Below are 21,192 nucleotides of genomic sequence, written 5' to 3'. Positions count from 1 at the left end.
TGCGTCTACCAATTCCGCCACTTCCGCATAATTACTGAGTAAACTCAATAATCAAAATAGTGGCAGGTCTACCTGGATTCGAACCAGGGAATGGCGGCATCAAAAGCCGCTGCCTTACCGCTTGGCGATAGACCTGCAGGCAATAGTCAAAAGACTATTCAATATATGGTGCGGAAAGAGAGACTTGAACTCTCACACCTTGCGGCGCCAGAACCTAAATCTGGTGCGTCTACCAATTCCGCCATTTCCGCATATATTGTTTAGAGTATTTCAAGATGGTGCGGAAGGAGAGACTTGAACTCTCACACCTTGCGGCGCCAGAACCTAAATCTGGTGCGTCTACCAATTCCGCCACTTCCGCATCTTGAACTCTATAAGCTATCAGTTAATTGGTAAAAACTAATAACTAAATTTTGTCTTTCAAAAGAAAGAATGGTGGCTACGACGGGATTCGAACCTGTGACCCCATCATTATGAGTGATGTGCTCTAACCAGCTGAGCTACGTAGCCATCTTTTTGAGCGAGACAATATAAACCTTCACGCTCTAAGTGACAACCCTTTTTATCAAAGGAATCTCACTTTGAAATAATGGCAGGTCTACCTGGATTCGAACCAGGGAATGGCGGCATCAAAAGCCGCTGCCTTACCGCTTGGCGATAGACCTGCAGGCAGTAGTATTTCTACTACTTAAAACATGGTGCGGAAGGAGAGACTTGAACTCTCACACCTTGCGGCGCCAGAACCTAAATCTGGTGCGTCTACCAATTCCGCCACTTCCGCATCTATTCCTAACAGCACTTTAAGAAGAACAGTTAGGAATGGTGGCTACGACGGGATTCGAACCTGTGACCCCATCATTATGAGTGATGTGCTCTAACCAGCTGAGCTACGTAGCCAAAACCATGTTTTCTTGTTCTCTTCGCTAAGTTGCCTTGTCGTCGGGAACGGCGCGCATTATGCGAAGTTGAGTGAGATCCGTCAACAGTTTTTTTCAATAAATCCTGCAAAATCCATCGTTCGCTTTCTTTTTAAACAAAGAGGCGCGTTTATGATCTAAAACTGGAAATAAAATGGCTTACAGTAACAGACTTAATTTCTTGTCATTTATGAAAGGCATAAAAAAAGCCAGCACTATGGCTGGCTTTTTATGTAAATGAAGTGTTTAGAATTCATTCACTTAATTATACGTTGAAGCGGAAGTGTATAACATCGCCATCTTTTACGATGTATTCTTTACCTTCTAGACGCCATTTACCTGCGTCTTTCGCGCCGCTTTCACCGTTGAATTGGATGAAATCGTCGTAACCAACAACTTCAGCACGGATGAAGCCTTTTTCGAAGTCAGTGTGGATCTTCGCTGCTGCTTTTGGTGCTGTTGCACCTACAGGGATAGTCCATGCACGAACTTCTTTAACGCCAGCTGTGAAGTAAGTTTGTAGGTTCAGTAGTTCGTAACCTGCGCGGATAACGCGGTTTAGGCCTGGTTCTTCGATACCAAGGTCAGCTAGGAACTCTTCACGCTCGTCATCTTCTAGTTCAGCCATTTCTGATTCGATAGCTGCACATACTGGAACAACAACGTTGTTTTCTTTCGCTGCAAACTCACGTACTGCGTCTAGGTATGCATTGTCTTCAAAACCATCTTCGTTCACGTTAGCGATGTACATCGTTGGTTTTAGAGTCAGGAAGTTTAGGTAGCCAATTGCAGCTAGTTCTTCTTTTGCAAGCTCAATAGTACGCGCCATGCCACCTTCTGTTAGTACAGGAAGCAGTTTTTCTAGAACCGTCAGTTCGAATTTCGCGTCTTTGTCGCCGCCTTTTGCTTTCTTAGCGTTACGCTGGATAGCGCGCTCACAAGAATCAAGGTCAGCCATCGCTAGCTCAAGGTTGATAACTTCAATATCTTCAATTGGAGATACTTTACCTGCAACGTGAACGATGTTGTCGTTTTCAAAACAGCGTACAACGTGGCCGATTGCGTCAGTTTCACGGATGTTCGCTAGGAATTTGTTACCTAGACCTTCACCACGAGATGCACCTGCAACTAGGCCAGCGATGTCTACGAATTCCATTGTGGTAGGCAGAACTTTCTGTGGGTTAACGATCTTTGCTAGAGCATCTAGACGTAGATCTGGCACAGGAACCACACCAGTGTTTGGTTCAATGGTACAGAACGGGAAGTTTGCTGCTTCAATACCCGCTTTAGTTAGTGCGTTAAACAGAGTTGATTTACCAACGTTAGGTAGACCAACGATGCCACATTTAAAACCCATGATAGTAACCTTATTCAGCTTTGAACGTGTGGAGGCGATTTTGTGCTTTTGACAGACCATCCTTAATTAGGATGTCCAGACAACGCACTGATTCGTCAGCTGCGGCGTCTAGTAGCTCTTGCTCTTTTGCAGGAGCTTTGCCTAGTACAAAACCTGCCACTTTATCTTTGTGTCCCGGATGGCCGATGCCGATACGAAGACGATAAAAATCTTTGTTATTGCCCAGTTTGCTAATGGTGTCACGCAGACCATTGTGGCCACCGTGCCCTCCACCTTTCTTAAACTTAGCGACACCTGGCGGTAAGTCTAGCTCGTCATGAGCGACCATGATCTCTTCTGGCTTAATTTGGTAAAACTTCGCAAGTGCTGCGATCGCTTTGCCAGACAGGTTCATGAAAGTGGTTGGGATTAACAAACGGAGATCCTGGCCATTGACCATAATGCGTCCTGTTAGGCCAAAGAACTTTGGTTCGTTCTTCAGGGTAACGTTGTGAACGCGAGCTAATTCTTCTACAACCCAAGCGCCCGCATTGTGGCGAGTTTTGGCGTATTCTGGTCCTGGGTTAGCAAGACCAACAAGAAGTTTGATTGGTTGAGTCAAGGTTAGGATCTCTCTGGAATCTCAAAAAGCGCAGTATGATAGCACAGAATTCTCGCGGTGGGCGACCAAGGGATTTTCTGCTTATCGATACAAATAAAAAAACACCCCAAAGAGGGGTGCTTTTGAAATCAGTTTAACTGAAATGTTCGAATTAGTTGAACATTGCAGAGATTGACTCTTCGTTGCTGATACGACGAATCGCTTCAGCCAGCATGCGAGATAGGCTTAGTGTGGTTACTTTGCCTGTTGCTGCCATCTCTTTAGATAGAGAGATAGAGTCAGTTACGATAACTTGGTCAAGAACAGAGTTCTTAATGTTGTCCGCAGCGTTACCAGAGAATACAGCGTGAGTTGCGTAAGCGAATACACGCTTAGCGCCGCGCTCTTTTAGCGCTTCAGCTGCTTTACATAGTGTGCCACCTGTATCGATCATGTCATCAACGATCACACAGTCACGACCTTCAACGTCACCAATTAGGTTCATTACTTCAGAAACGTTCGCACGTGGACGACGCTTATCAACGATAGCGATGTCGATGTCGCCTAGTGCTTTTGCAGTTGCACGAGCACGAACAACGCCACCTAGGTCAGGAGAAACCACAACTGGGTTTTCTAGACCACGAGATTGCATGTCTTCTAGAAGTACAGGTGTACCGAAGATGTTATCAACTGGTACATCGAAGAAGCCTTGAATTTGCTCTGCGTGTAGGTCGATAGTCAGAACGCGGTCAACACCAACGTTAGATAGGAAATCAGCAACAACTTTTGCAGTAATTGGCACACGAGAAGAACGTACACGACGATCTTGGCGAGCGTAGCCGAAGTAAGGAATAACTGCAGTGATACGGCCTGCTGAAGCACGGCGCATTGCATCAATCATAACAACCAGTTCCATTAGGTTGTCGTTAGTCGGTGCACAAGTGGATTGAATGATGAAAACATCGCTACCACGAACATTCTCGTTGATTTGAACTGCAACTTCGCCATCAGAAAAGCGAGAAACAGATGCATCACCTAGAGAGATGTAAAGACGATCAGCAATACGTTGGGCTAGTTCAGGTGTTGCGTTACCAGCAAATAGCTTCATATCAGGCACGGTGGAAACCTCGGGTTTGCGTCCAGTTTTAGTTAGGTCGGTGTGAGGCTGATTGGTATTCAGCCAAAGTCTCTTTTAGTGGCGAAATATTGCGCCCTTGAGCGACAAATGCCGAGACTTTATCAGAGAGTTGTGCAAGGATAGCTTCTGCTTCATATTTGCTGGAAAATTCAGCAAATACGCAAGACCCTGTCCCCGTCAATCTTGACGGCGCGTATTGTAGCAGCCAAGAAAGTTGCTTATCAACCTCTGGGTAGAGCATTCGTACAATTTTTTCGCAATCGTTTACGCTTGGTGCGTTCAAAAGTGTTTCCAAATCTCGTTTTGGCGTATTTCGAGTTAAGTCTGGATGACGGAATATGTCAGCAGTTGCAATGGAAACATTTGGGCGGACCACTAAATACCATTTCTCTTCTGGATGAGCAGGAGATAGCTTTTCACCGACACCCTCGGCGAAAGCGGCGAAACCGCGCACAAATACAGGCACATCCGCGCCGAGTGCTAAGCCAATTTCTGCTAGTTGATCGTCGCTGAGATTGGTTTGCCAAAGGTAGTTAAGGGCGACTAACGCTGTTGCTGCATTGGATGAACCACCACCAATACCGCCGCCCATTGGTAAAATCTTATTTAGGTCGATATGTGCACCGTATGAGCAATTTGCGTAACGCTGAAGTGCTGTGGCGGCTTTCCAGATCAAGTTATCATGCAGAGGTACACCTTCAATCTCAGGTGAAATGCTGATCTCCCCCGAGTTATTCGCTTGAATGGTTAGCTCATCGCCGTGATCGACGAATTGGAATAGTGTTTGTAGTTCATGGTAGCCGTTTTCAGTGCGACCATTGATATATAGAAAGAGATTCAATTTCGCAGGTGATGGCCAGCGGGTTGAAAGATCGATCATTGGGTGATGTTCCATTTTGTGATCACTAAATTAATTTTTACGTCAGACGTACTTAGCTTGAGCTTGTTTGGAAGAGGCAACGTCTGGTTATGCCATTCAATGTCACCGTAACGCTGGTAATCGATATTCCAATCGTTTAAGCCAATCTGTTTATCCAGAACTTGTAACGTGTTGGTGGATGACAGTTGAAAGGAGTCAGCGTTGGTCGGCAAGCCGAGTAGCCAGTCGGGCAGGTGATCAACAGGCATCATTAAGCCAGTTAAACGATAAATTAATTGGTTGGCATTACGCGCGGTGAGTACTTGATCGTCATAAGTTTCGACAGTCGCGCCTTGCGGAGTAATGGTGAGTTTTAATGCGGTTTGGCCTAGCACGGTAGTTAAGCGGAGTTGGCTTAATGTTGTTGATTGCTTCCAATAAAAGTTGAGGCTTTGTCTTTGGTCGGGAGCGATATAGCCAAGTTTACCTGTGGCTTGAAAGTCATTAATGGTTTTGAGTCGCTGTTCGTGTGCTTGCCACTCTACGCTAGTGATGCTGTCAGGGACAGAACTACAGCCTGCGAGCACAATGCTCGAAAAAAATAAGATGAGAAAGGAGCGTAAGGTCATGTTTGATGGCTTATTAATCAGTTTCATCGGTAATCGCTCACAACTATAGCATTGAAAAGCCGAGTGAAGGAAAACAAATCCGGCTTACCCTTTCAATAAATGCGTGCTTACAGTAAAATTCTGAACCTATTTTATAACCGATCTCAGAGATACCACGTTAGATGTCCTTGCTTGCTATTGGAATCAATCACAATACAGCGTCTGTTGACTTGCGAGAGAAAGTGGCGTTCGGACCCGATAAACTGGGCCCAGCACTTGAGCAACTCAGAGACCATGAAGCCGTTAATGGTAGTGTGATTGTTTCAACCTGTAACCGTACCGAAGTGTACTGCGACGTAAAGCAAGGAGCGCGAAATAAGCTTATCGACTGGTTAGCCCAGTTCCATCAAGTTAGTCAAGAAGACTTGATGCCGAGTCTTTATGTCCATGAAGAACAAGCGGCGATTAAGCACTTGATGCGTGTTTCTTGCGGCCTTGATTCACTGGTACTAGGTGAGCCTCAGATTTTGGGTCAGGTAAAACAAGCGTTTTCCGATTCCCGAGATCATCAGGCGGTGGATGCGTCGATTGATAAGTTGTTTCAAAAGACTTTTTCAGTCGCAAAACGCGTTCGAACAGAAACCGACATTGGTGGTAACGCGGTGTCAGTAGCGTATGCTGCATGTACACTGGCGAAACACATCTTTGAATCACTTTCTGACTCCACGGTATTGTTAGTCGGGGCAGGTGAAACCATCGAATTGGTGGCGAAACACTTAGCGTCGAATGGCTGTACCAAGATGATTGTTGCTAACCGAACGCGAGAGCGTGCTCTTGGTTTGGCAGAAGAGTTTGGTGCAGAAGTGATCAGCTTGAATGAAATTCCAGATCATTTATCAAGAGCGGATATTGTGATTAGCTCGACAGCGAGTCCTTTGCCTATTATTGGTAAGGGCATGGTCGAGACTGCGTTGAAGCAACGCCGTCATCAGCCAATGCTATTGGTAGATATTGCGGTTCCACGTGATGTGGAAGCCCAGGTCGGTGAATTAAGTGATGCTTACTTGTATTCGGTGGATGACTTACAGTCGATCATCGATAACAACATTGAACAACGTAAAGTAGAAGCGATTCAAGCAGAAGCGATCGTTAGCGAAGAAAGTGCGGCATTTATGACGTGGCTACGTTCACTCCAAGCAGTGGACAGCATTCGTGATTACCGTAAATCTGCCAACGAAATTCGTGAAGACCTACTAAGTAAAAGCCTGCAATCACTGGCAACCGGTGCAGACCCGGAAAAAGTACTGCGCGAGCTTAGTAATAAACTCACCAATAAACTGATTCACGCTCCGACTCGTGCGCTGCAAAGTGCGGCAGAGCAGGGCGAACCAGCAAAATTAACGGTTATCCGCCAGACACTTGGCTTGGATGATCTGTAACTCACGCTTTTTATTAAGAAAACGACACTATGAAAGCCTCAATTCTGACTAAGCTAGAAACGCTAGTAGAACGTTACGAAGAAGTTCAACATCTTCTTGGTGATCCTGACGTAATTGGAAATCAGGACAAATTCCGCGCTCTATCAAAAGAGTATTCTCAGCTAGAAGAAGTTACTAAGTGCTTCCAAGCATACCAACAAGCGCAAGACGATCTTGTAGCCGCTGAAGAGATGGCTAACGAAGATGACGAAGAAATGCGTGAAATGGCGCAGGAAGAAATCAAAGAAGCAAAAGAAGCGATCGAGCGTCTAGCTGATGAGCTTCAGATCCTTCTTCTTCCAAAAGATCCAAACGATGACCGCAACTGTTTCCTTGAAATCCGTGCTGGTGCTGGCGGTGATGAAGCGGGTATCTTCGCAGGTGACCTGTTCCGTATGTACAGTAAGTACGCAGAGAAGCGTGGCTGGCGCATCGAAGTGATGTCTTCTAACGAAGCCGAACACGGTGGTTACAAAGAGATGATCGCTAAAGTGAGCGGCGACGGTGCATACGGTGTGCTGAAATTTGAGTCAGGCGGTCACCGTGTACAACGTGTACCTGCAACAGAATCTCAAGGTCGCGTTCACACCTCTGCATGTACGGTAGCGGTAATGGCGGAAATCCCAGAAGCGGATCTGCCAGAAATTAAAGCGGCAGACCTAAAAATCGATACATTCCGTGCATCTGGCGCGGGTGGTCAGCACGTTAACACCACGGATTCTGCAATCCGTATTACCCACTTACCAACGGGTACAGTGGTAGAGTGTCAAGACGAGCGTTCACAGCATAAGAACAAAGCAAAAGCGATGGCGGTACTTGCTGCTCGTATCGTTCAAGCGGAGCAAGAGCGTCGTGCTGCAGAAGTGTCTGACACACGTCGTAACCTATTAGGTTCTGGTGACCGTAGTGACCGTATCCGTACTTACAACTACCCACAAGGCCGTGTTTCTGACCACCGCATCAACCTAACCATCTACCGTTTGAACGAAGTGATGGAAGGTGACCTGCAAAGCTTGATTGATCCAGTACTTCAAGAACACCAAGCAGACCAACTTGCGGCGCTTGCTGAGAACAACTAATCGATGAGCCAAGTTCAATCGATTGAGCAAGCACTGAAAAGTGCAACGGCAATTCTGACAGAAGGCGGCAAAGAGTCGCCTTCTCTTGATGCTGCAGTACTTCTTTGCCATGTCCTTGGCAAACCAAGAACCTATCTACTTACTTGGCCAGAAAAAGCACTAGAAGCCGAGCAGCAAGCTCAGTTTGATGTGCTTTTAGAGCGACGTATTGCGGGCGAGCCGGTGGCTTACATCATTGGTGAGCGTGAGTTCTGGTCTTTGCCACTTAAAGTCTCCTCATCGACGTTGATACCAAGACCAGACACTGAACGTTTAGTTGAAGTCGCACTGGATAAAACGTATGGGCAGACTGGAAAAATCCTAGATTTGGGTACCGGTACAGGTGCGATTGCGCTTGCATTAGCATCAGAGATGCCGAACCGCCAAGTGATGGGCGTTGACCTCAAGCAAGAGGCGAAAGAGCTTGCTGAGTACAATGCGTCGCAGTTAAACATCAAAAATGTGACGTTTGACCAAGGTAGCTGGTTTGAACCTATTGCTAGCGGAACAAAGTTTGCTTTAATTGTCTCCAACCCGCCGTATATCGACGAAAAAGATCCGCATCTTTCTCAAGGGGATGTGCGCTTTGAACCAAAATCAGCGCTTGTCGCCGATGAAAATGGCTTAGCGGATATTCGTCATATATCTGACCATGCTCGTCAATATTTGGAAGATGGTGGGTGGCTCGCATTTGAACATGGTTATGACCAAGGAGAAGCGGTCCGTGAGATCATGACTCACTTTGGTTTTGAACAAGTAGTCACGGAAAAAGACTACGGTGGTAATGATCGAGTGACGCTTGGTTGTTACAAGCCTCAATAATAACGAGCAAGTCAGCAGTAACTTATAAAAGAGAAGAGAAATGTACGTAGCTCTAAAACATATTCACTTAGTGACGATCGCATTGAGCGCGATGTTACTATCGATCCGATTCGTGTTGTTGATGATGGACTCTCCAAAACGCAACAATCGCTTCCTGAAAGTTTTCCCACACATTGTTGATACCGCGTTGTTGCTGTCTGGTATTGGTTTGATCATGGTGACAGGCTTTATTCCTTTTACCGAATCAGCACCATGGCTAACCAACAAAATTACTTGTGTGCTTGCGTACATTGCTCTTGGCTTCTTCGCAATGAAGATGGCGAAAAACAAGCTACTGAGAATATTTGCTTTCTTTGGCGCACTTGGTTGGCTAGTGATGGCGGCCAACATTGCCGTATCTAAAAATCCGAACTTATTTGGGTAATCGTCATGCTAGAGTTTTTTGACGAAGATTTTGACAATATGGCATTGGTCGAAGGGGCGTTGGTACTGAACCAATCGGTAAACCCAGACACCAACGTGCATTGGGCAAAGCAAGAGCTAGAGCGCCTTTATAAAGAAGCGGAAGCGATTCTGGTTCATGAGACGGACGAAGAACAACGTTTTGATTCTTTTCTTCGCCTGTTCTTTTATGAATGGGGTTTTAAAGGCGATGATCAAGAGTACTTTATCTCTGACAATAGCTTTATCGACAAAGTGTTGGAGCGTAAAAAAGGCATTCCAGTAAGTCTTGGTGCGATCTTACTTTACTTGGGTAACCGCCTTGGTTTTCCGATGAAAGGCGTGACATTCCCGACTCAATTTCTGATCAAACTGGATTGGATGCACAAAACACCAGACTACATTAACCCTTTCAATGGTGAGTATGTCGGTGAGAAAATTCTTCAAGCATGGTTGATTGGTCAAGAAGGCCCACTTGCAACGTTGAAACCTGAGCACTTTGAAGAGGCGGACAACCCGACCGTTATTGGTCGCTGGTTGGCTCTCATCAAGAGCGCGATGCTACGTGAAGAGCGTTATACATTAGCCCTACGTTGCACCAACCTAGCGTTGACCTTTGTGCCGGATGACCCGTATGAAATTCGCGACCGTGGTTTCATCTTTCAGCAGCTAGACTGTCATCAGGTAGCTGTCTCAGATTTTCAGTACTTTATTGACCAATGCCCTGACGATCCGGCATCGGAGCTACTAAAATCACAAGTTAATGCCATGAGCGAAAAGCACGTTACGCTCCACTAATTTTATCGGCATGCTGAAGACGGCGTGCCGAAGACAGACAAAAGAGAATCAAAATGGAACAGAAAATCGTTAATATTGGCGACATTCAGGTTGCTAACGACAAGCCATTCACCCTATTTGCAGGTATGAACGTTCTTGAGTCTCGTGATCTTGCTATGCAGATCTGTGAGCACTACGTAAAAGTAACGGACAAGCTTGGCATCCCTTATGTATTCAAGGCGTCGTTCGACAAAGCAAACCGCAGTTCTGTTCACTCATACCGTGGTCCTGGTCTGGAAGAAGGCATGAAAATCTTCCAAGAACTAAAAGACACATTCGGTGTGAAAATCATCACTGACGTTCATACAGAAGCGCAAGCTCAGCCAGTGGCTGACGTGGTTGACGTTATCCAGCTTCCAGCATTCCTAGCTCGTCAAACTGACCTGGTTGAAGCAATGGCGAAAACAGGCGCAGTGATCAACGTGAAGAAACCTCAGTTCATGAGCCCTGGCCAAGTGGGTAACATTGTTGAGAAGTTCGCAGAATGTGGTAATGAAAACATCATCCTTTGTGAGCGCGGCTCTTGTATGGGTTACGACAACCTAGTGGTTGATATGCTTGGTTTTGGCGTAATGAAAAATGCATCGAAAGGCAGCCCAATCATCTTTGACGTAACGCACTCATTGCAAATGCGTGATCCATCGGGCGCAGCGTCTGGCGGTCGTCGTGAGCAAACTGTTGAACTTGCGAAAGCAGGTCTAGCGACAGGTATTGCAGGTCTGTTTATTGAAGCGCACCCGAACCCAGATCAAGCGCGTTGTGATGGCCCATCTGCACTGCCTCTAGACAAACTAGAGCCGTTCCTAGCACAAATGAAATCGCTAGATGATCTAATCAAGAGCTTTGCAGACATCGACATCAAATAATCGATTGTTGTGAATGTTTGAATGAAATGGTCAGCCCGTGCGCTGGCCATTTTTGTATCGACTATTTATTCAGCCTCATTATCCTTTTCTCGCTTCTCGCTTCTCGCTTCTCGCTTCTCGCTTCTCGCTTCTCGCTTCTCGCTTCTCGCTTCTCGCTTCTCGCTTTCTTACACCACTTTGATTATGTCTATAATTTGCGTAGATTTGCGGCTATCTAGCTTGCCATAAGCAAACTGCGTCGCAGAAACATGAAATCAATATATTAGTGTTTTACACTAGTTCTAAGTTTGCGCGTTTTCGCACAATGAGAAGACAGTTTCTTCATTGCTGGGCGCGCAATGCAGTGGAACCCGGACAATAATAAGGTAAAACAATGAAGCAACGCCTGATTGTAAAGACCGCTTTGAGCGCGGCTATCTTGGCTACTCTGGCCGGATGTGCAACCCAACCAGCACACGAATGGAATGAAGACACAACTTACAAACTGACGGTATTGCACACCAATGACCACCATGGTCGTTTTTGGCAAAACAAGTACGGTGAGTACGGCATGGCGGCACGTAAAACGCTGATCGATGAACTGCGAGCAGAGATTCAAGCCGAAGGTGGTAGCGTGCTTCTACTATCAGGTGGTGATATCAATACAGGTGTACCTGAATCTGATCTACAAGATGCTGAGCCAGATTTTAAAGGCATGAGCAAGATTGGTTACGACGCAATGGCGCTGGGTAACCACGAATTCGATAACCCACTGGAAGTACTGTTCAAACAGCAAGAATGGGCAAACTTCCCGATGCTGTCTGCCAACATTTACGACAAAGAAACTAGCGAGCGCCTGTTCCAACCTTTTGCCATGTTTAATAAGCAAGGCATCAAGATTGCCGTGATAGGTCTTACGACAGAAGATACGGCAAAACTAGGTAACCCAGAGTACATCGGTGAGGTTGACTTCCGCGACCCGAAACAAGAAGCGAAAAAACTGATAGCTGAACTGAAGCAAACTGAAAAGCCAGATCTTATCTTTGCGGTGACGCACATGGGGCACTATGAAAATGGCAATCGTGGTGTAAATGCTCCCGGTGATGTGGCATTGGCTCGCTACCTAAATGAGGGTGACTTGGACATGATTGTGGGTGGTCACTCACAAGAACCAGTTTGTATGGAAGGTCCTAACGTCATTAAGAAGAACTTTAAGCCGGGTGAGGAATGTAAGCCAGATGAGCAAAATGGGACTTACATAGTGCAAGCGTACGAGTGGGGTAAGTATGTGGGGCGTGCAGATTACGAGTTCCGCAACGGTGAACTGTCGATGGTGAGCTACGATCTGATTCCCGTCAACTTGAAGAAGAAAATCAAAGTGAACGGCGAATCTCAACGTGTGTTGGTGCAAGATGAAATCGCACAAGACTCGGCAATGCTGGATTTCCTTCGTCCTTACCAAGAAAAAGGTCAGGGCCAGTTGAATGTAAAAATTGCCGAATCTAACGGCAAGCTGGAAGGTGACCGCAATGTTGTTCGTTTCCAACAAACCAATCTTGGTCGTTTGATTGCAACTGCCCATATGGAGCGTGCTAAGGCGGACTTCGCTGTGATGAACTCAGGCGGTGTGCGTGATTCGATTGAAGCCGGTGACATCACGTACAAAGATGTGCTGACGGTTCAGCCATTTGGCAACATGGTATCTTACGTCGATATGTCGGGTAAAGAAGTTCTGGATTACCTCAACGTCGTGGCGACCAAACCCGTTGATTCAGGTGCTTACGCTCAGTTTGCTGGTATTTCAATGACGGTAGAAAACGGCAAAGTATCCAATGTCTTTATTGGTGAAAAGCAGCTGCGTCTGGATAGCGAGTACCGCTTTACCGTACCAAGCTACAACGCATCGGGTGGTGATGGCTATCCCAAAGTAAACACTCACCCAGGTTACGTAAATACAGGCTTTACCGATGCTGAAGTACTCAAAGAGTACTTAGAGTCACATAGCCCAATTGACGTAAATGAATACGCTCCTTCAGGTGAGATGGTTTATAAGTAAAAAGCGATTGACTCAAAGTCGCTGATACCATTAACTTAAAGCGCTGCTCCTCGCTAGGGGCAGCGTTTTTTGTTTTATAAGGAGAATCTTGATGACTCCGGCCATTAATCTTGCGAAAAAGAAAAAAGTTACACACACCATTCACCAATACGAGCACGATCCAAGAGCAGACAGCTATGGATTAGAAGCGGCAGAAGTATTGGGACAAGATCCAAAGAAAGTATTTAAAACCTTGCTGTTCTGCTTGAACGGCGAGCCAAAGAACCTTGCGGTTGCGATTATCCCTGTTGATCAAAAGCTAAACCTAAAACTGGCGGCGAAAGCGGCGAAGGGTAAAAAGGCCGATATGGCCGATCCGGAGATCGCACAAAAGACCACTGGGTATGTTGTTGGTGGGATCAGTCCCTTAGGTCAGAAAAAAGCGCTGCCAACTTTTTTACACGAAAGCGCAACAGAGCAAGACACAATCTGTGTGAGTGCAGGTAAACGTGGTTTAGAAATCGAGTTAGCACCGAAAGATTTGCTGAGCTTGACTCGTGGTCAATTTGCACCGCTGTGCTTGTAAGTTGAAGACTAAAAAAGGACGCTCATGAGCGTCCTTTTTTGATCTTGCCATTCAGTGAGGTGTTACTTCTTCAGACTCAATGTGCCACCAGAACGTTTTGCTGGTTTGCTTGGCTTCGCGGCATTTGGGTTCATGTAATGCTGCTTAGGCTTACTCGGTGATTGAGGCTTGTTTGCTGAGTGCGTATTGCTCGATGCATCTGGTTTACGGTGCGATTTACCATGCTCGCCTTGCGGTCTGCCACGTTCACCTTGTGGTTTCGTTTTGTAATGCTCTTTTGCTGGGCGTCCACCTTCATCATCACGTTGACGACGTTGTTGGCCTTTTTTCGAGTTCGGTGCATGACGGAATTCATCAGCATTGTTACCACGGAACGTACGTGTTTTTTGGTTACGACGAGCAGTAGAATCTTGATTTTCTTCACGGCTATCAAATAGCTTGGCATCGGTCGCTTTACGAATGTTGCGGCCTCTAGAATCTGTTTTTGATGCTTCTTCTGTACCCACAGAGCCTTCACACATTGCTAGGATCTCTGCCACTTCGTCGTCACTTAGGTAACGCCATTTACCGTTAGGAATGCCATCAAGTGAGATATTCATAATACGTACGCGACGCAGTTTGAAAACTTCGTAGCCTAGCGCTTCACACATACGACGGATCTGACGGTTCAAACCTTGAGTAAGTACGATACGGAAAGAGAATTTGGTCTCTTTCTCCACTTTACAAGGCAGAGTGACCGTATCAAGGATCTTCACACCGCTCGACATTTGCTTCAGGAACTCGCCCGTGATTGGCTTGTCGACACGTACTACGTATTCTTTTTCGTGGTTGTTACCGGCGCGTAAGATCTTATTCACGATGTCGCCATCGTTAGTTAGGAAGATCAAACCATCTGAAGGTTTATCCAGACGACCGATAGGGAAGATACGCTTTTTGTGACCGATGAAATCAACGATGTTACCTGGGATATTGCGCTCTGTGGTACAAGTGATACCGGTTGGTTTGTTCAGCGCGATGTAAATTGGCTTTTCTTTTGCTGCAACAGGGTTGCCATCAACACAAACATCATCGCCCGGCAGTACTTTAGTACCCATTTCTGGTTGTTGCCCATTAATGGTGACACGGCCTTGCTCGATAAGGCGATCGGCTTCACGACGTGAACAGAAGCCAGTCTCGCTGATGTATTTGTTTAAGCGTTTTGCGTTGTCTTGTGACATATAGGTCTCCTAACGTTTCACAACGGCGGTTAATTGAACTGCCTGCTGCTAATTAAAGCAGCAAGGCGAGATAAGGTCGGGCATTCTAGCACTGAGAATCCGGTTAGCCTAAACGTTTTTGATGACGTTCACGTGTCTCCATTTTCTTTTCTGCACTTTTTCTTAGTAGAACGTACACAGCGCCATTACCACCGTGGAATCGTTGGGCACTATGTACACATTGCACTTCACGGATCTGCTGCAGCCAGCTGCTGACAAAGCTCTTCATTAATGCTGGTGGATTAGAGCGTTCTCCGCGACCGTGTACGATTACTACCGTTCGGATGTCCATCTCGATACATTGTTTGAGGAATTTAACGACTTCATCGCGTGCTTCTTTGAGAGTCTTACGGTGCAGATCAAGTCGAGCTTGTATTGGGTATTTTCCAAGGCGCAGTTTGCGGTATACGCCATCTTGTACACCATCGCGCTTGAACTCGATAAAGTCATCAGGTTTGAGCATTTCTGCATGGTCAATCGACAAGTACTCAGGATCGTCTTCAGTGAGCCAAATTGCAGCTTCGCGTTTCGCTAATTGAGCATCCGTTACTTGATGCACTTTTTTATGCTCAGCAGTGTCGTGGTCGATAGGCTTTACATCGCCCATCATCTGTTGGAACAGATCAAAATCGTCGTCTTGAGACATAACGGCAATCTCATAAAGAACAGGGTAGGAATAGTAAGATTATATCAAGGAGTAGTGCATTGAGATCAAATAAAAAACCGGAGCAGGCAAATAACCAACTCCGGTGCAAAGCGTTTCTAGAGCTAAGCGAGATCTAGTGAGGAGATTTGTCGTTCATAACCTTGTAAATGAAGAAACCGCCGTAAAATAACATCAGACCAATTGCCCCAAAGATTACTATCATTGACGATAGTCCCACCGCATTACCAAATAGGAGATCAAGCCAAAAGTCCATATGTTTCCTCCAAGATATTTCCGACGAGGACTACGGTAATTGGTGGTGTTTTTTTGCACACTGATCTGGATCAATTATGTTGCCAAGGTTAATAAAGTGTGTTTTATTGTGAGTTCTTAGTCACATTTTACGTGCTAGTGTTTAGTAAATAATCAAACGAATTAAGACATTACGTTTTTTTTGAAAAAGCACTTGCGTCTCTGCAGAGAATCCGTAATATACGCATCCGTTGACGGGGATAAGTCCTCAGTTAAACATCTCGGTGAATAGCGCAGCTTGGTAGCGCATCTGGTTTGGGACCAGAGGGTCGGGGGTTCGAATCCCTCTTCACCGACCACATTTAGAAAGCCTGCTCAATGAGCAGGCTTTCGTCGTTTCAGCGGCAGCAAATTTAGACTTTGATAGTATTGAACCAAATGGGGTTCGCCTGAAGTTAGAATATGGCTCTTCACCGACCACATTAGAGAAAGCCGTAGCAGAAATGCTACGGCTTTTTTGCATTTGAGGCTGGTAAAGCTGCAATGCTGCGTGAAGTAAGAGGGCGGGGGCTGGAATGCCAGTCCAATCGAATCCCGAATCCCGTTACTTCACATCACAAGTAATATCTTTAATTGGTGTCTCTGATGTAGTAAAGCAAACGAAGGCGCTCTTAGGATGGTTTGGGCCAATCTTGATGTAACCCGCTTTTAGGTCATCCTCATCGAAAACAACAGAATGAGACGTCGCTTGTTGGCCATCAAAGAATGTGGCTTCAAAACTCTGAACCATCATATGAGCGATGCGATTACGAGTATGAGCGGTAGTGAAAGTAATGTTTGCACAGCGTGTCATGGCTTTTTTGGTGATCAATAATTGACCGTCTTCTTTTTCCAACACGCTAGCTTTTGTTTCTGGTGTGATATCGACTGATTGAATACTCTCGATGTTGCAAGAAGGCTTTGCATAGGCAATGGGCGAAGAAATTAATGCGCAGCTAAGGCATAGGTAGATTCTGTTTTTAGTATTCATATAGATTCTTACTTTACCCAAATAGTTTTTATAATGCAGGGCTCAGAGCATCGCCACTGATACTAGAGCAAAGAATACCAAGCCGTGTTATAGCCTTAACTTTCCGAGTTATCTTGCTAAACCATGCATCTCATAAGGCTACTTGGGTAAATATTTGAGTGTGTTTATACTTTTGGTGAATGTAACCTTATCATTTTCTGTGACTTGTGAAAGCAACGCCCACTAAATTTATAAATAATCTGACGCAGTCAATCACAAGTGAGTCGGTTTAAATATCACAATTTACTTTTTGGGTGTCACCTAATGATTCAACACGAAAGCCGCGTTTTTTGAGTAGTTCGATAAGGTTATCGTGGCCAACCAAGTGCAAACTGCCAACTACAACAGCGTATTGCCCTGCCTTTTGTGGTAGGACACTTCCTGAGTCAAGCTTTTCAGCCCAATCTCGGTTACGGTCATACAAGAAAGCTTGATTAAACTCATCACTTGATTGGTCAGTCATGGACGCTTCTTCTAATGTGCTACCATCACCGCTCTTCCAACTATCGATTAAGCACTGCACTAACTTCTCACCGCCGTCGTATTCTTCAATAGAAGAAAGCAACAGTTCTTTGCCACCGTCTTTTTGTCCAGCAATTAAATCTACTTGAAACTGAACCGTTTCTAGTGGAAGTACGGGAACATGTTTTTTGTCAGCGATATTAATCAAGTGCATATCGACACCTTGATCCGATGCGTATCCCAATTTGTTCATCAGTAACAGTTGAATCGTTAATGCCGCAGACCAAGGGGGAGAATTGAGTAGTTGTGATTCTTGCAAACCGAGGTCTGCCGCGATTTCAGCAAGATGTTTGCGTTGCGCACTATTTAAGACATCTTTGGCGAGAAAGATGCTTTTTGGGTAAGTGACCCCTTCAGTATGTCGAACATCGGCTTCGATGATTAAGCCATCACTGTTTTTGAGGAAGTCAGTCACCGTTTTTGGCAGTGGGTACATGGTTTTGTCACCCACATGAACGGAGCCAAGAATCATGTATTCCGTATTGCCTTTCTTGGCTAGCCAATGTTGTGGCTCGGCTTGAACCGAATAAGAAGTAAAAAAGACGATCAGAGATGACATCACAGACAAGAGTCGAAACATATTTTGCTCCTCGAATTCAATATGCACCTTATCTATAACACGGTTCGGCAAAATCGTCATTTTTAAAAATATTGACGAGTTTTAACGGCGAAGAAGTGAGAGTTAATTCACGAAAGTGTTTCAATTGAGTTTGTTGTTAATGGTTCACTTAATAACCAATAGTGATCAAAACCCTATAAAACCAGTCGAACCCCATCAATATTCGTGATTGAGATCGCAACAAACACGTCAAAAAAAGTTATTCGATTTTGACGTGTTATCTAACTTATTGAATTTAAGATGTTTATATTTTTCATCCTCAACCTGAATTTGAGCTAGATCACTTATTAGTTCCATTAATTTTACGCCTAGAAATAACTACTTGTATGTTGAATGCAACTGTTAAGCGCCTCGCATTTAGGTGCTCACCATTTTTGATAAATGTCGTTTTGAACCACTGACTTTTTGGGGAAAGTAAGATGTTGAAACATAGTCTGATTGCTGCTTCTGTTATCGCTACATTGGCAGGTTGCTCTTCACTACAAAACTCTGAGCAACAAGTTGTAAACTCATTGGCTGACAACCTTGATATTCAATATGAAGTGTTGACTAACCACGGTGCAAATGAAGGTCTTGCATGTCAAGACATGGGTGCTGAGTGGGCGTCTTGTAACAAAGTAAACATGACGCTGATTAACCAGGGCGAAGCGGTTGACTCAAAAGATTGGGCTATCTATTTCCACAGCATTCGTCTGATTCTGGATGTCGACAACGAGCAGTTCAAAATCTCTCGTGTAACGGGTGACCTACATAAATTAGAACCGACAGATAAGTTTGATGGCTTTGCGGCCGGTGAAGAGGTTGTTCTACCATTGGTTGGTGAATACTGGCAACTATTTGAAACTGACTTCATGCCAGGCGCGTTTGTTGCTGCACCAAATGCAGAGCCGAAGATGATCGCTTCTCTAAATACTGAAGATGTTGCGTCTTTTGTGACGGGTCTTGAAGGTAATAACCTAAAACGTACACCAGACGACAACAATGTATTTGCAAACGCTGTGTCTCGTTTCGAGAAGAACGAAGACCTAGCAAAACAAGACGTATCAACCACGTTACTACCAACACCGATGCACGTTGAAGCGGGTAAAGGTAAAGTAGATATCGCGGCGGGTATTGCGCTGCCTAAAGACGCATTCGATGCGGCTCAATTTGCAGCCATTCAAGAACGTGCAGAAGTGGTAGGTGTGGATGTCCGTGGTGATGTTCCAGTTAGCATCACGCTAGTTCCTGCAGACTTCACCGGTGAATTAGCAAAGTCTGGTGCTTATGATATGAGCATCAAAGGCGATGGTATTGTAATTAAAGCGTTCGACCAAGCCGGTGCGTTTTATGCGGTACAATCTATCTTTGGCCTGATAGATAGCCAAAATGCTAATTCTCTACCACAACTGTCTATTCAAGATGCACCTCGCTTTGATTACCGCGGTGTGATGGTGGATGTGGCTCGTAACTTCCACTCTAAAGACGCAATCCTTGCTACGCTAGACCAAATGGCAGCGTACAAGATGAACAAACTACACCTTCACCTAACCGATGATGAGGGTTGGCGTTTGGAAATCCCGGGTCTGCCTGAGCTGACAGAAGTGGGCGCTAATCGTTGTTTTGATACACAAGAGAAAAGCTGTTTACTGCCTCAGCTTGGCTCTGGTCCAACTACAGATAACTTTGGCTCTGGCTACTTCAGCAAAGCAGACTACGTGGAAATCCTGAAATATGCGAAAGCACGTAACATTGAAGTGATTCCAGAAATCGATATGCCAGCTCACGCTCGTGCAGCAGTAGTATCAATGGAAGCTCGTTACGACCGCCTAATGGAAGAAGGTAAAGAAGCTGAAGCGAACGAATACCGTCTGATGGATCCTCAAGATACATCGAACGTAACGACGGTTCAGTTCTACAACAAGCAAAGCTTCATCAACCCATGTATGGAATCTTCAACTCGCTTTGTGGATAAGGTGATTTCAGAAGTAGCAGCAATGCACCAAGAAGCTGGCGCTCCGCTAACAACTTGGCACTTCGGTGGTGACGAAGCGAAGAACATCAAGCTAGGTGCTGGTTTCCAAGACGTTAACGCAGAAGACAAAGTAAGCTGGAAAGGCACGATTGACCTGTCTAAACAAGACAAGCCGTTTGCACAGTCTCCACAATGTCAGACGCTAATTACAGATGGCACAGTTAGTGACTTTGCTCACCTACCAAGCCACTTCGCAGAAGAAGTGTCGAAGATTGTTGCTGAGAAAGGCATTCCAAACTTCCAAGCTTGGCAAGATGGTTTGAAATACAGCGACGGCGAGAAAGCGTTCGCTACAGAAAATACTCGCGTAAACTTCTGGGACGTTCTTTACTGGGGCGGTACTTCGTCAGTGTACGAGTGGTCTAAGAAAGGCTACGACGTGATTGTTTCTAACCCAGACTACGTGTACATGGATATGCCATACGAAGTTGACCCGAAAGAGCGTGGTTACTACTGGGCAACACGTGCAACGGATACTCGTAAGATGTTTGGCTTTGCACCAGAGAATATGCCTCAAAACGCAGAAACGTCTGTAGATCGCGATGGCAATGGCTTTACTGGTAAAGGTGAAATCGAAGCGAAACCTTTCTACGGCCTATCTGCACAACTTTGGTCCGAGACAGTACGTAACGACGAGCAATACGAGTACATGGTATTCCCTCGCGTACTAGCTGCAGCTGAGCGTGCATGGCACCGTGCAGATTGGGAAAACGACTATAAAGTGGGTGTTGAGTACTCGCAAAACTCTAACCTAGTTGATAAAACATCGCTAAACCAAGACTACAACCGCTTTGCAAACGTACTTGGCCAACGTGAACTGGCTAAGCTAGAGAAATCAGGTATCGACTACCGCCTACCTGTACCAGGTGCGAAAGTAGAAGATGGCAAGCTAGCAATGAACGTACAGTTCCCTGGCGTGAAGCTTCAGTACTCTTTAGACGGCAAGAACTGGCTAACTTACGCAGACAATGCTCGTCCAAATGTGAAAGGTGAAGTATTTATCCGCTCTCTATCTGCGACTGGTGAAAAAGTGAGTCGTGTGACCAGCGTGAAGTAATTCTACTAATCATTCACTAAAATCATTGTTCCTTACTCAAAGCCCTCAACCTATGTTGAGGGCTTTATTTATTTCACAGCAGAAAATAAGTGTGATCAATGTCTAATTATTTTTCAAAGATAAATAAGTTGTTTTT

General features: G+C 45.4%; 19 protein-coding genes and 8 tRNA genes. 10 read left to right on the top strand and 17 right to left on the bottom strand.

Annotated elements, in window-relative coordinates; all coding sequences use genetic code 11:
- Window positions 1-60 precede the first annotated feature (60 nt).
- The 12 genes from ACTS60_RS06090 to lolB form a co-directional block, all read right to left on the bottom strand.
- A tRNA-Gln gene (locus ACTS60_RS06090) sits at window positions 61-135 on the bottom strand.
- A 31-nt stretch (window positions 136-166) separates the two neighbouring features.
- Window positions 167-251, bottom strand: a tRNA-Leu gene (locus tag ACTS60_RS06085).
- Window positions 252-276: 25 nt separating this feature from the next.
- Window positions 277-361, bottom strand: a tRNA-Leu gene (locus tag ACTS60_RS06080).
- A 72-nt stretch (window positions 362-433) separates the two neighbouring features.
- Window positions 434-510: transfer RNA gene (locus ACTS60_RS06075), tRNA-Met, on the bottom strand.
- A gap of 80 nt (window positions 511-590) precedes the next feature.
- Window positions 591-665: transfer RNA gene (locus tag ACTS60_RS06070), tRNA-Gln, on the bottom strand.
- Window positions 666-696: 31 nt separating this feature from the next.
- Window positions 697-781 (bottom strand) — tRNA-Leu (locus tag ACTS60_RS06065).
- A gap of 39 nt (window positions 782-820) precedes the next feature.
- A tRNA-Met gene (locus tag ACTS60_RS06060) sits at window positions 821-897 on the bottom strand.
- 285 nt (window positions 898-1,182) lie between these two features.
- Window positions 1,183-2,274 carry a redox-regulated ATPase YchF gene (ychF, locus tag ACTS60_RS06055; protein WP_038885382.1) on the bottom strand — a complete coding sequence of 364 codons (1,092 nt, stop codon included), beginning with the start codon at window positions 2,272-2,274 and terminating at the stop codon, window positions 1,183-1,185.
- Window positions 2,275-2,284: 10 nt separating this feature from the next.
- Window positions 2,285-2,875 carry an aminoacyl-tRNA hydrolase gene (pth, locus tag ACTS60_RS06050; protein WP_005438598.1) on the bottom strand — a complete coding sequence of 197 codons (591 nt, stop codon included), beginning with the start codon at window positions 2,873-2,875 and terminating at the stop codon, window positions 2,285-2,287.
- 151 nt (window positions 2,876-3,026) lie between these two features.
- Window positions 3,027-3,971: a ribose-phosphate pyrophosphokinase gene (locus ACTS60_RS06045; RefSeq protein ID WP_010446481.1), complete on the bottom strand. Its 945-nt coding sequence runs from the start codon at window positions 3,969-3,971 to the stop codon at window positions 3,027-3,029.
- Window positions 3,972-3,999: 28 nt separating this feature from the next.
- On the bottom strand, window positions 4,000-4,872 hold the full coding sequence (ispE, locus tag ACTS60_RS06040) for a 4-(cytidine 5'-diphospho)-2-C-methyl-D-erythritol kinase (protein ID WP_440887506.1): 873 nt from the start codon (window positions 4,870-4,872) through the stop codon (window positions 4,000-4,002).
- Window positions 4,869-5,507, bottom strand: a complete 639-nt coding sequence (lolB, locus tag ACTS60_RS06035) for a lipoprotein insertase outer membrane protein LolB (RefSeq protein ID WP_440887504.1) — start codon at window positions 5,505-5,507, stop codon at window positions 4,869-4,871. The genes ispE and lolB overlap by 4 nt, the downstream gene beginning before the upstream one ends.
- A 134-nt stretch (window positions 5,508-5,641) precedes the next feature.
- Between lolB and hemA the strand changes: the two genes are divergently transcribed.
- From hemA to ybaK, 8 genes are all read left to right on the top strand, one after another.
- Window positions 5,642-6,898 (top strand): glutamyl-tRNA reductase, encoded by a 1,257-nt coding sequence (hemA, locus tag ACTS60_RS06030; RefSeq protein WP_038885385.1) that lies wholly within the window; start codon window positions 5,642-5,644, stop codon window positions 6,896-6,898.
- 29 nt (window positions 6,899-6,927) lie between these two features.
- Window positions 6,928-8,016, top strand: a complete 1,089-nt coding sequence (gene prfA / locus ACTS60_RS06025) for a peptide chain release factor 1 (protein WP_409576746.1) — start codon at window positions 6,928-6,930, stop codon at window positions 8,014-8,016.
- A gap of 3 nt (window positions 8,017-8,019) precedes the next feature.
- Entirely contained in the window at window positions 8,020-8,877 is an 858-nt protein-coding gene (prmC, locus tag ACTS60_RS06020; RefSeq protein ID WP_440887503.1) for a peptide chain release factor N(5)-glutamine methyltransferase, read from the top strand.
- Between the two features lie 40 nt (window positions 8,878-8,917).
- Window positions 8,918-9,301, top strand: a complete 384-nt coding sequence (locus ACTS60_RS06015) for a SirB2 family protein (RefSeq protein ID WP_010446496.1) — start codon at window positions 8,918-8,920, stop codon at window positions 9,299-9,301.
- 5 nt (window positions 9,302-9,306) lie between these two features.
- Window positions 9,307-10,116: a SirB1 family protein gene (locus ACTS60_RS06010; RefSeq protein WP_407832770.1), complete on the top strand. Its 810-nt coding sequence runs from the start codon at window positions 9,307-9,309 to the stop codon at window positions 10,114-10,116.
- A gap of 53 nt (window positions 10,117-10,169) precedes the next feature.
- Window positions 10,170-11,021 (top strand): 3-deoxy-8-phosphooctulonate synthase, encoded by an 852-nt coding sequence (gene kdsA, locus ACTS60_RS06005; RefSeq protein ID WP_012127204.1) that lies wholly within the window; start codon window positions 10,170-10,172, stop codon window positions 11,019-11,021.
- A gap of 373 nt (window positions 11,022-11,394) precedes the next feature.
- Window positions 11,395-13,056, top strand: coding sequence for a bifunctional UDP-sugar hydrolase/5'-nucleotidase UshA (ushA, locus tag ACTS60_RS06000; protein WP_440887502.1), 1,662 nt, complete (start codon window positions 11,395-11,397; stop codon window positions 13,054-13,056).
- Window positions 13,057-13,147: 91 nt separating this feature from the next.
- Window positions 13,148-13,621 (top strand): Cys-tRNA(Pro) deacylase, encoded by a 474-nt coding sequence (gene ybaK / locus ACTS60_RS05995; protein WP_005438610.1) that lies wholly within the window; start codon window positions 13,148-13,150, stop codon window positions 13,619-13,621.
- 62 nt (window positions 13,622-13,683) lie between these two features.
- On the opposite strand, the gene rluF is transcribed toward ybaK, so the two are convergent.
- The 3 genes from rluF to ACTS60_RS05980 all read right to left on the bottom strand — a co-directional run bounded on the left by rluF (window position 13,684) and on the right by ACTS60_RS05980 (window position 15,797).
- The gene (rluF, locus tag ACTS60_RS05990) at window positions 13,684-14,838 is read right to left on the bottom strand and encodes a 23S rRNA pseudouridine(2604) synthase RluF (protein ID WP_440887501.1); all 1,155 of its coding nucleotides are present in this window, start codon (window positions 14,836-14,838) and stop codon (window positions 13,684-13,686) included.
- A 103-nt stretch (window positions 14,839-14,941) separates the two neighbouring features.
- Window positions 14,942-15,523, bottom strand: coding sequence for a DNA endonuclease SmrA (gene smrA / locus ACTS60_RS05985; RefSeq protein WP_440887500.1), 582 nt, complete (start codon window positions 15,521-15,523; stop codon window positions 14,942-14,944).
- A 133-nt stretch (window positions 15,524-15,656) separates the two neighbouring features.
- Window positions 15,657-15,797: a DUF3149 domain-containing protein gene (locus ACTS60_RS05980; protein ID WP_440887499.1), complete on the bottom strand. Its 141-nt coding sequence runs from the start codon at window positions 15,795-15,797 to the stop codon at window positions 15,657-15,659.
- A gap of 260 nt (window positions 15,798-16,057) precedes the next feature.
- Here ACTS60_RS05980 and ACTS60_RS05975 point away from each other — a divergent pair.
- Window positions 16,058-16,134: transfer RNA gene (locus tag ACTS60_RS05975), tRNA-Pro, on the top strand.
- A 245-nt stretch (window positions 16,135-16,379) separates the two neighbouring features.
- Here the strand turns inward: ACTS60_RS05975 and ACTS60_RS05970 are convergent.
- Complete coding sequence (locus ACTS60_RS05970; protein WP_440887498.1) at window positions 16,380-16,805, bottom strand: hypothetical protein; 426 nt, start codon at window positions 16,803-16,805, stop codon at window positions 16,380-16,382.
- 268 nt (window positions 16,806-17,073) lie between these two features.
- Window positions 17,074-17,946, bottom strand: a complete 873-nt coding sequence (locus ACTS60_RS05965; RefSeq protein ID WP_440887497.1) for a TraB/GumN family protein — start codon at window positions 17,944-17,946, stop codon at window positions 17,074-17,076.
- Between the two features lie 458 nt (window positions 17,947-18,404).
- On the opposite strand from ACTS60_RS05965, the gene ACTS60_RS05960 reads away from it, so the two are divergent.
- Window positions 18,405-21,056, top strand: a complete 2,652-nt coding sequence (locus ACTS60_RS05960; protein ID WP_440887496.1) for a beta-N-acetylhexosaminidase — start codon at window positions 18,405-18,407, stop codon at window positions 21,054-21,056.
- Window positions 21,057-21,192 lie beyond the last annotated feature (136 nt).

Source organism: Vibrio sp. WZ-1, assembly GCF_052037695.1.
GTDB lineage: Bacteria > Pseudomonadota > Gammaproteobacteria > Enterobacterales > Vibrionaceae > Vibrio.
The sequence above is the reverse complement of the archived record's forward strand: the minus strand, read 5'-3'. Positions and strand labels throughout refer to the sequence as shown.

Excerpts from the sequence above, each read along its gene's own strand:
- ACTS60_RS05970 (WP_440887498.1), bottom strand. The coding sequence starts at position 16,805 with ATGAATACTAAAAACAGAATCTACCTATGCCTTAGCTGCGCATTAATT.
- ACTS60_RS05965 (WP_440887497.1), bottom strand. The coding sequence starts at position 17,946 with ATGTTTCGACTCTTGTCTGTGATGTCATCTCTGATCGTCTTTTTTACT.
- ybaK (WP_005438610.1), top strand. The coding sequence starts at position 13,148 with ATGACTCCGGCCATTAATCTTGCGAAAAAGAAAAAAGTTACACACACC.
- lolB (WP_440887504.1), bottom strand. The coding sequence starts at position 5,507 with ATGAAACTGATTAATAAGCCATCAAACATGACCTTACGCTCCTTTCTC.
- kdsA (WP_012127204.1), top strand. The coding sequence starts at position 10,170 with ATGGAACAGAAAATCGTTAATATTGGCGACATTCAGGTTGCTAACGAC.
- ACTS60_RS05960 (WP_440887496.1), top strand. The coding sequence starts at position 18,405 with ATGTTGAAACATAGTCTGATTGCTGCTTCTGTTATCGCTACATTGGCA.
- smrA (WP_440887500.1), bottom strand. The coding sequence starts at position 15,523 with ATGTCTCAAGACGACGATTTTGATCTGTTCCAACAGATGATGGGCGAT.
- hemA (WP_038885385.1), top strand. The coding sequence starts at position 5,642 with ATGTCCTTGCTTGCTATTGGAATCAATCACAATACAGCGTCTGTTGAC.
- prfA (WP_409576746.1), top strand. The coding sequence starts at position 6,928 with ATGAAAGCCTCAATTCTGACTAAGCTAGAAACGCTAGTAGAACGTTAC.
- rluF (WP_440887501.1), bottom strand. The coding sequence starts at position 14,838 with ATGTCACAAGACAACGCAAAACGCTTAAACAAATACATCAGCGAGACT.
- prmC (WP_440887503.1), top strand. The coding sequence starts at position 8,020 with ATGAGCCAAGTTCAATCGATTGAGCAAGCACTGAAAAGTGCAACGGCA.
- ispE (WP_440887506.1), bottom strand. The coding sequence starts at position 4,872 with ATGATCGATCTTTCAACCCGCTGGCCATCACCTGCGAAATTGAATCTC.
- ACTS60_RS05980 (WP_440887499.1), bottom strand. The coding sequence starts at position 15,797 with ATGGACTTTTGGCTTGATCTCCTATTTGGTAATGCGGTGGGACTATCG.
- ACTS60_RS06015 (WP_010446496.1), top strand. The coding sequence starts at position 8,918 with ATGTACGTAGCTCTAAAACATATTCACTTAGTGACGATCGCATTGAGC.
- ychF (WP_038885382.1), bottom strand. The coding sequence starts at position 2,274 with ATGGGTTTTAAATGTGGCATCGTTGGTCTACCTAACGTTGGTAAATCA.
- ushA (WP_440887502.1), top strand. The coding sequence starts at position 11,395 with ATGAAGCAACGCCTGATTGTAAAGACCGCTTTGAGCGCGGCTATCTTG.
- ACTS60_RS06010 (WP_407832770.1), top strand. The coding sequence starts at position 9,307 with ATGCTAGAGTTTTTTGACGAAGATTTTGACAATATGGCATTGGTCGAA.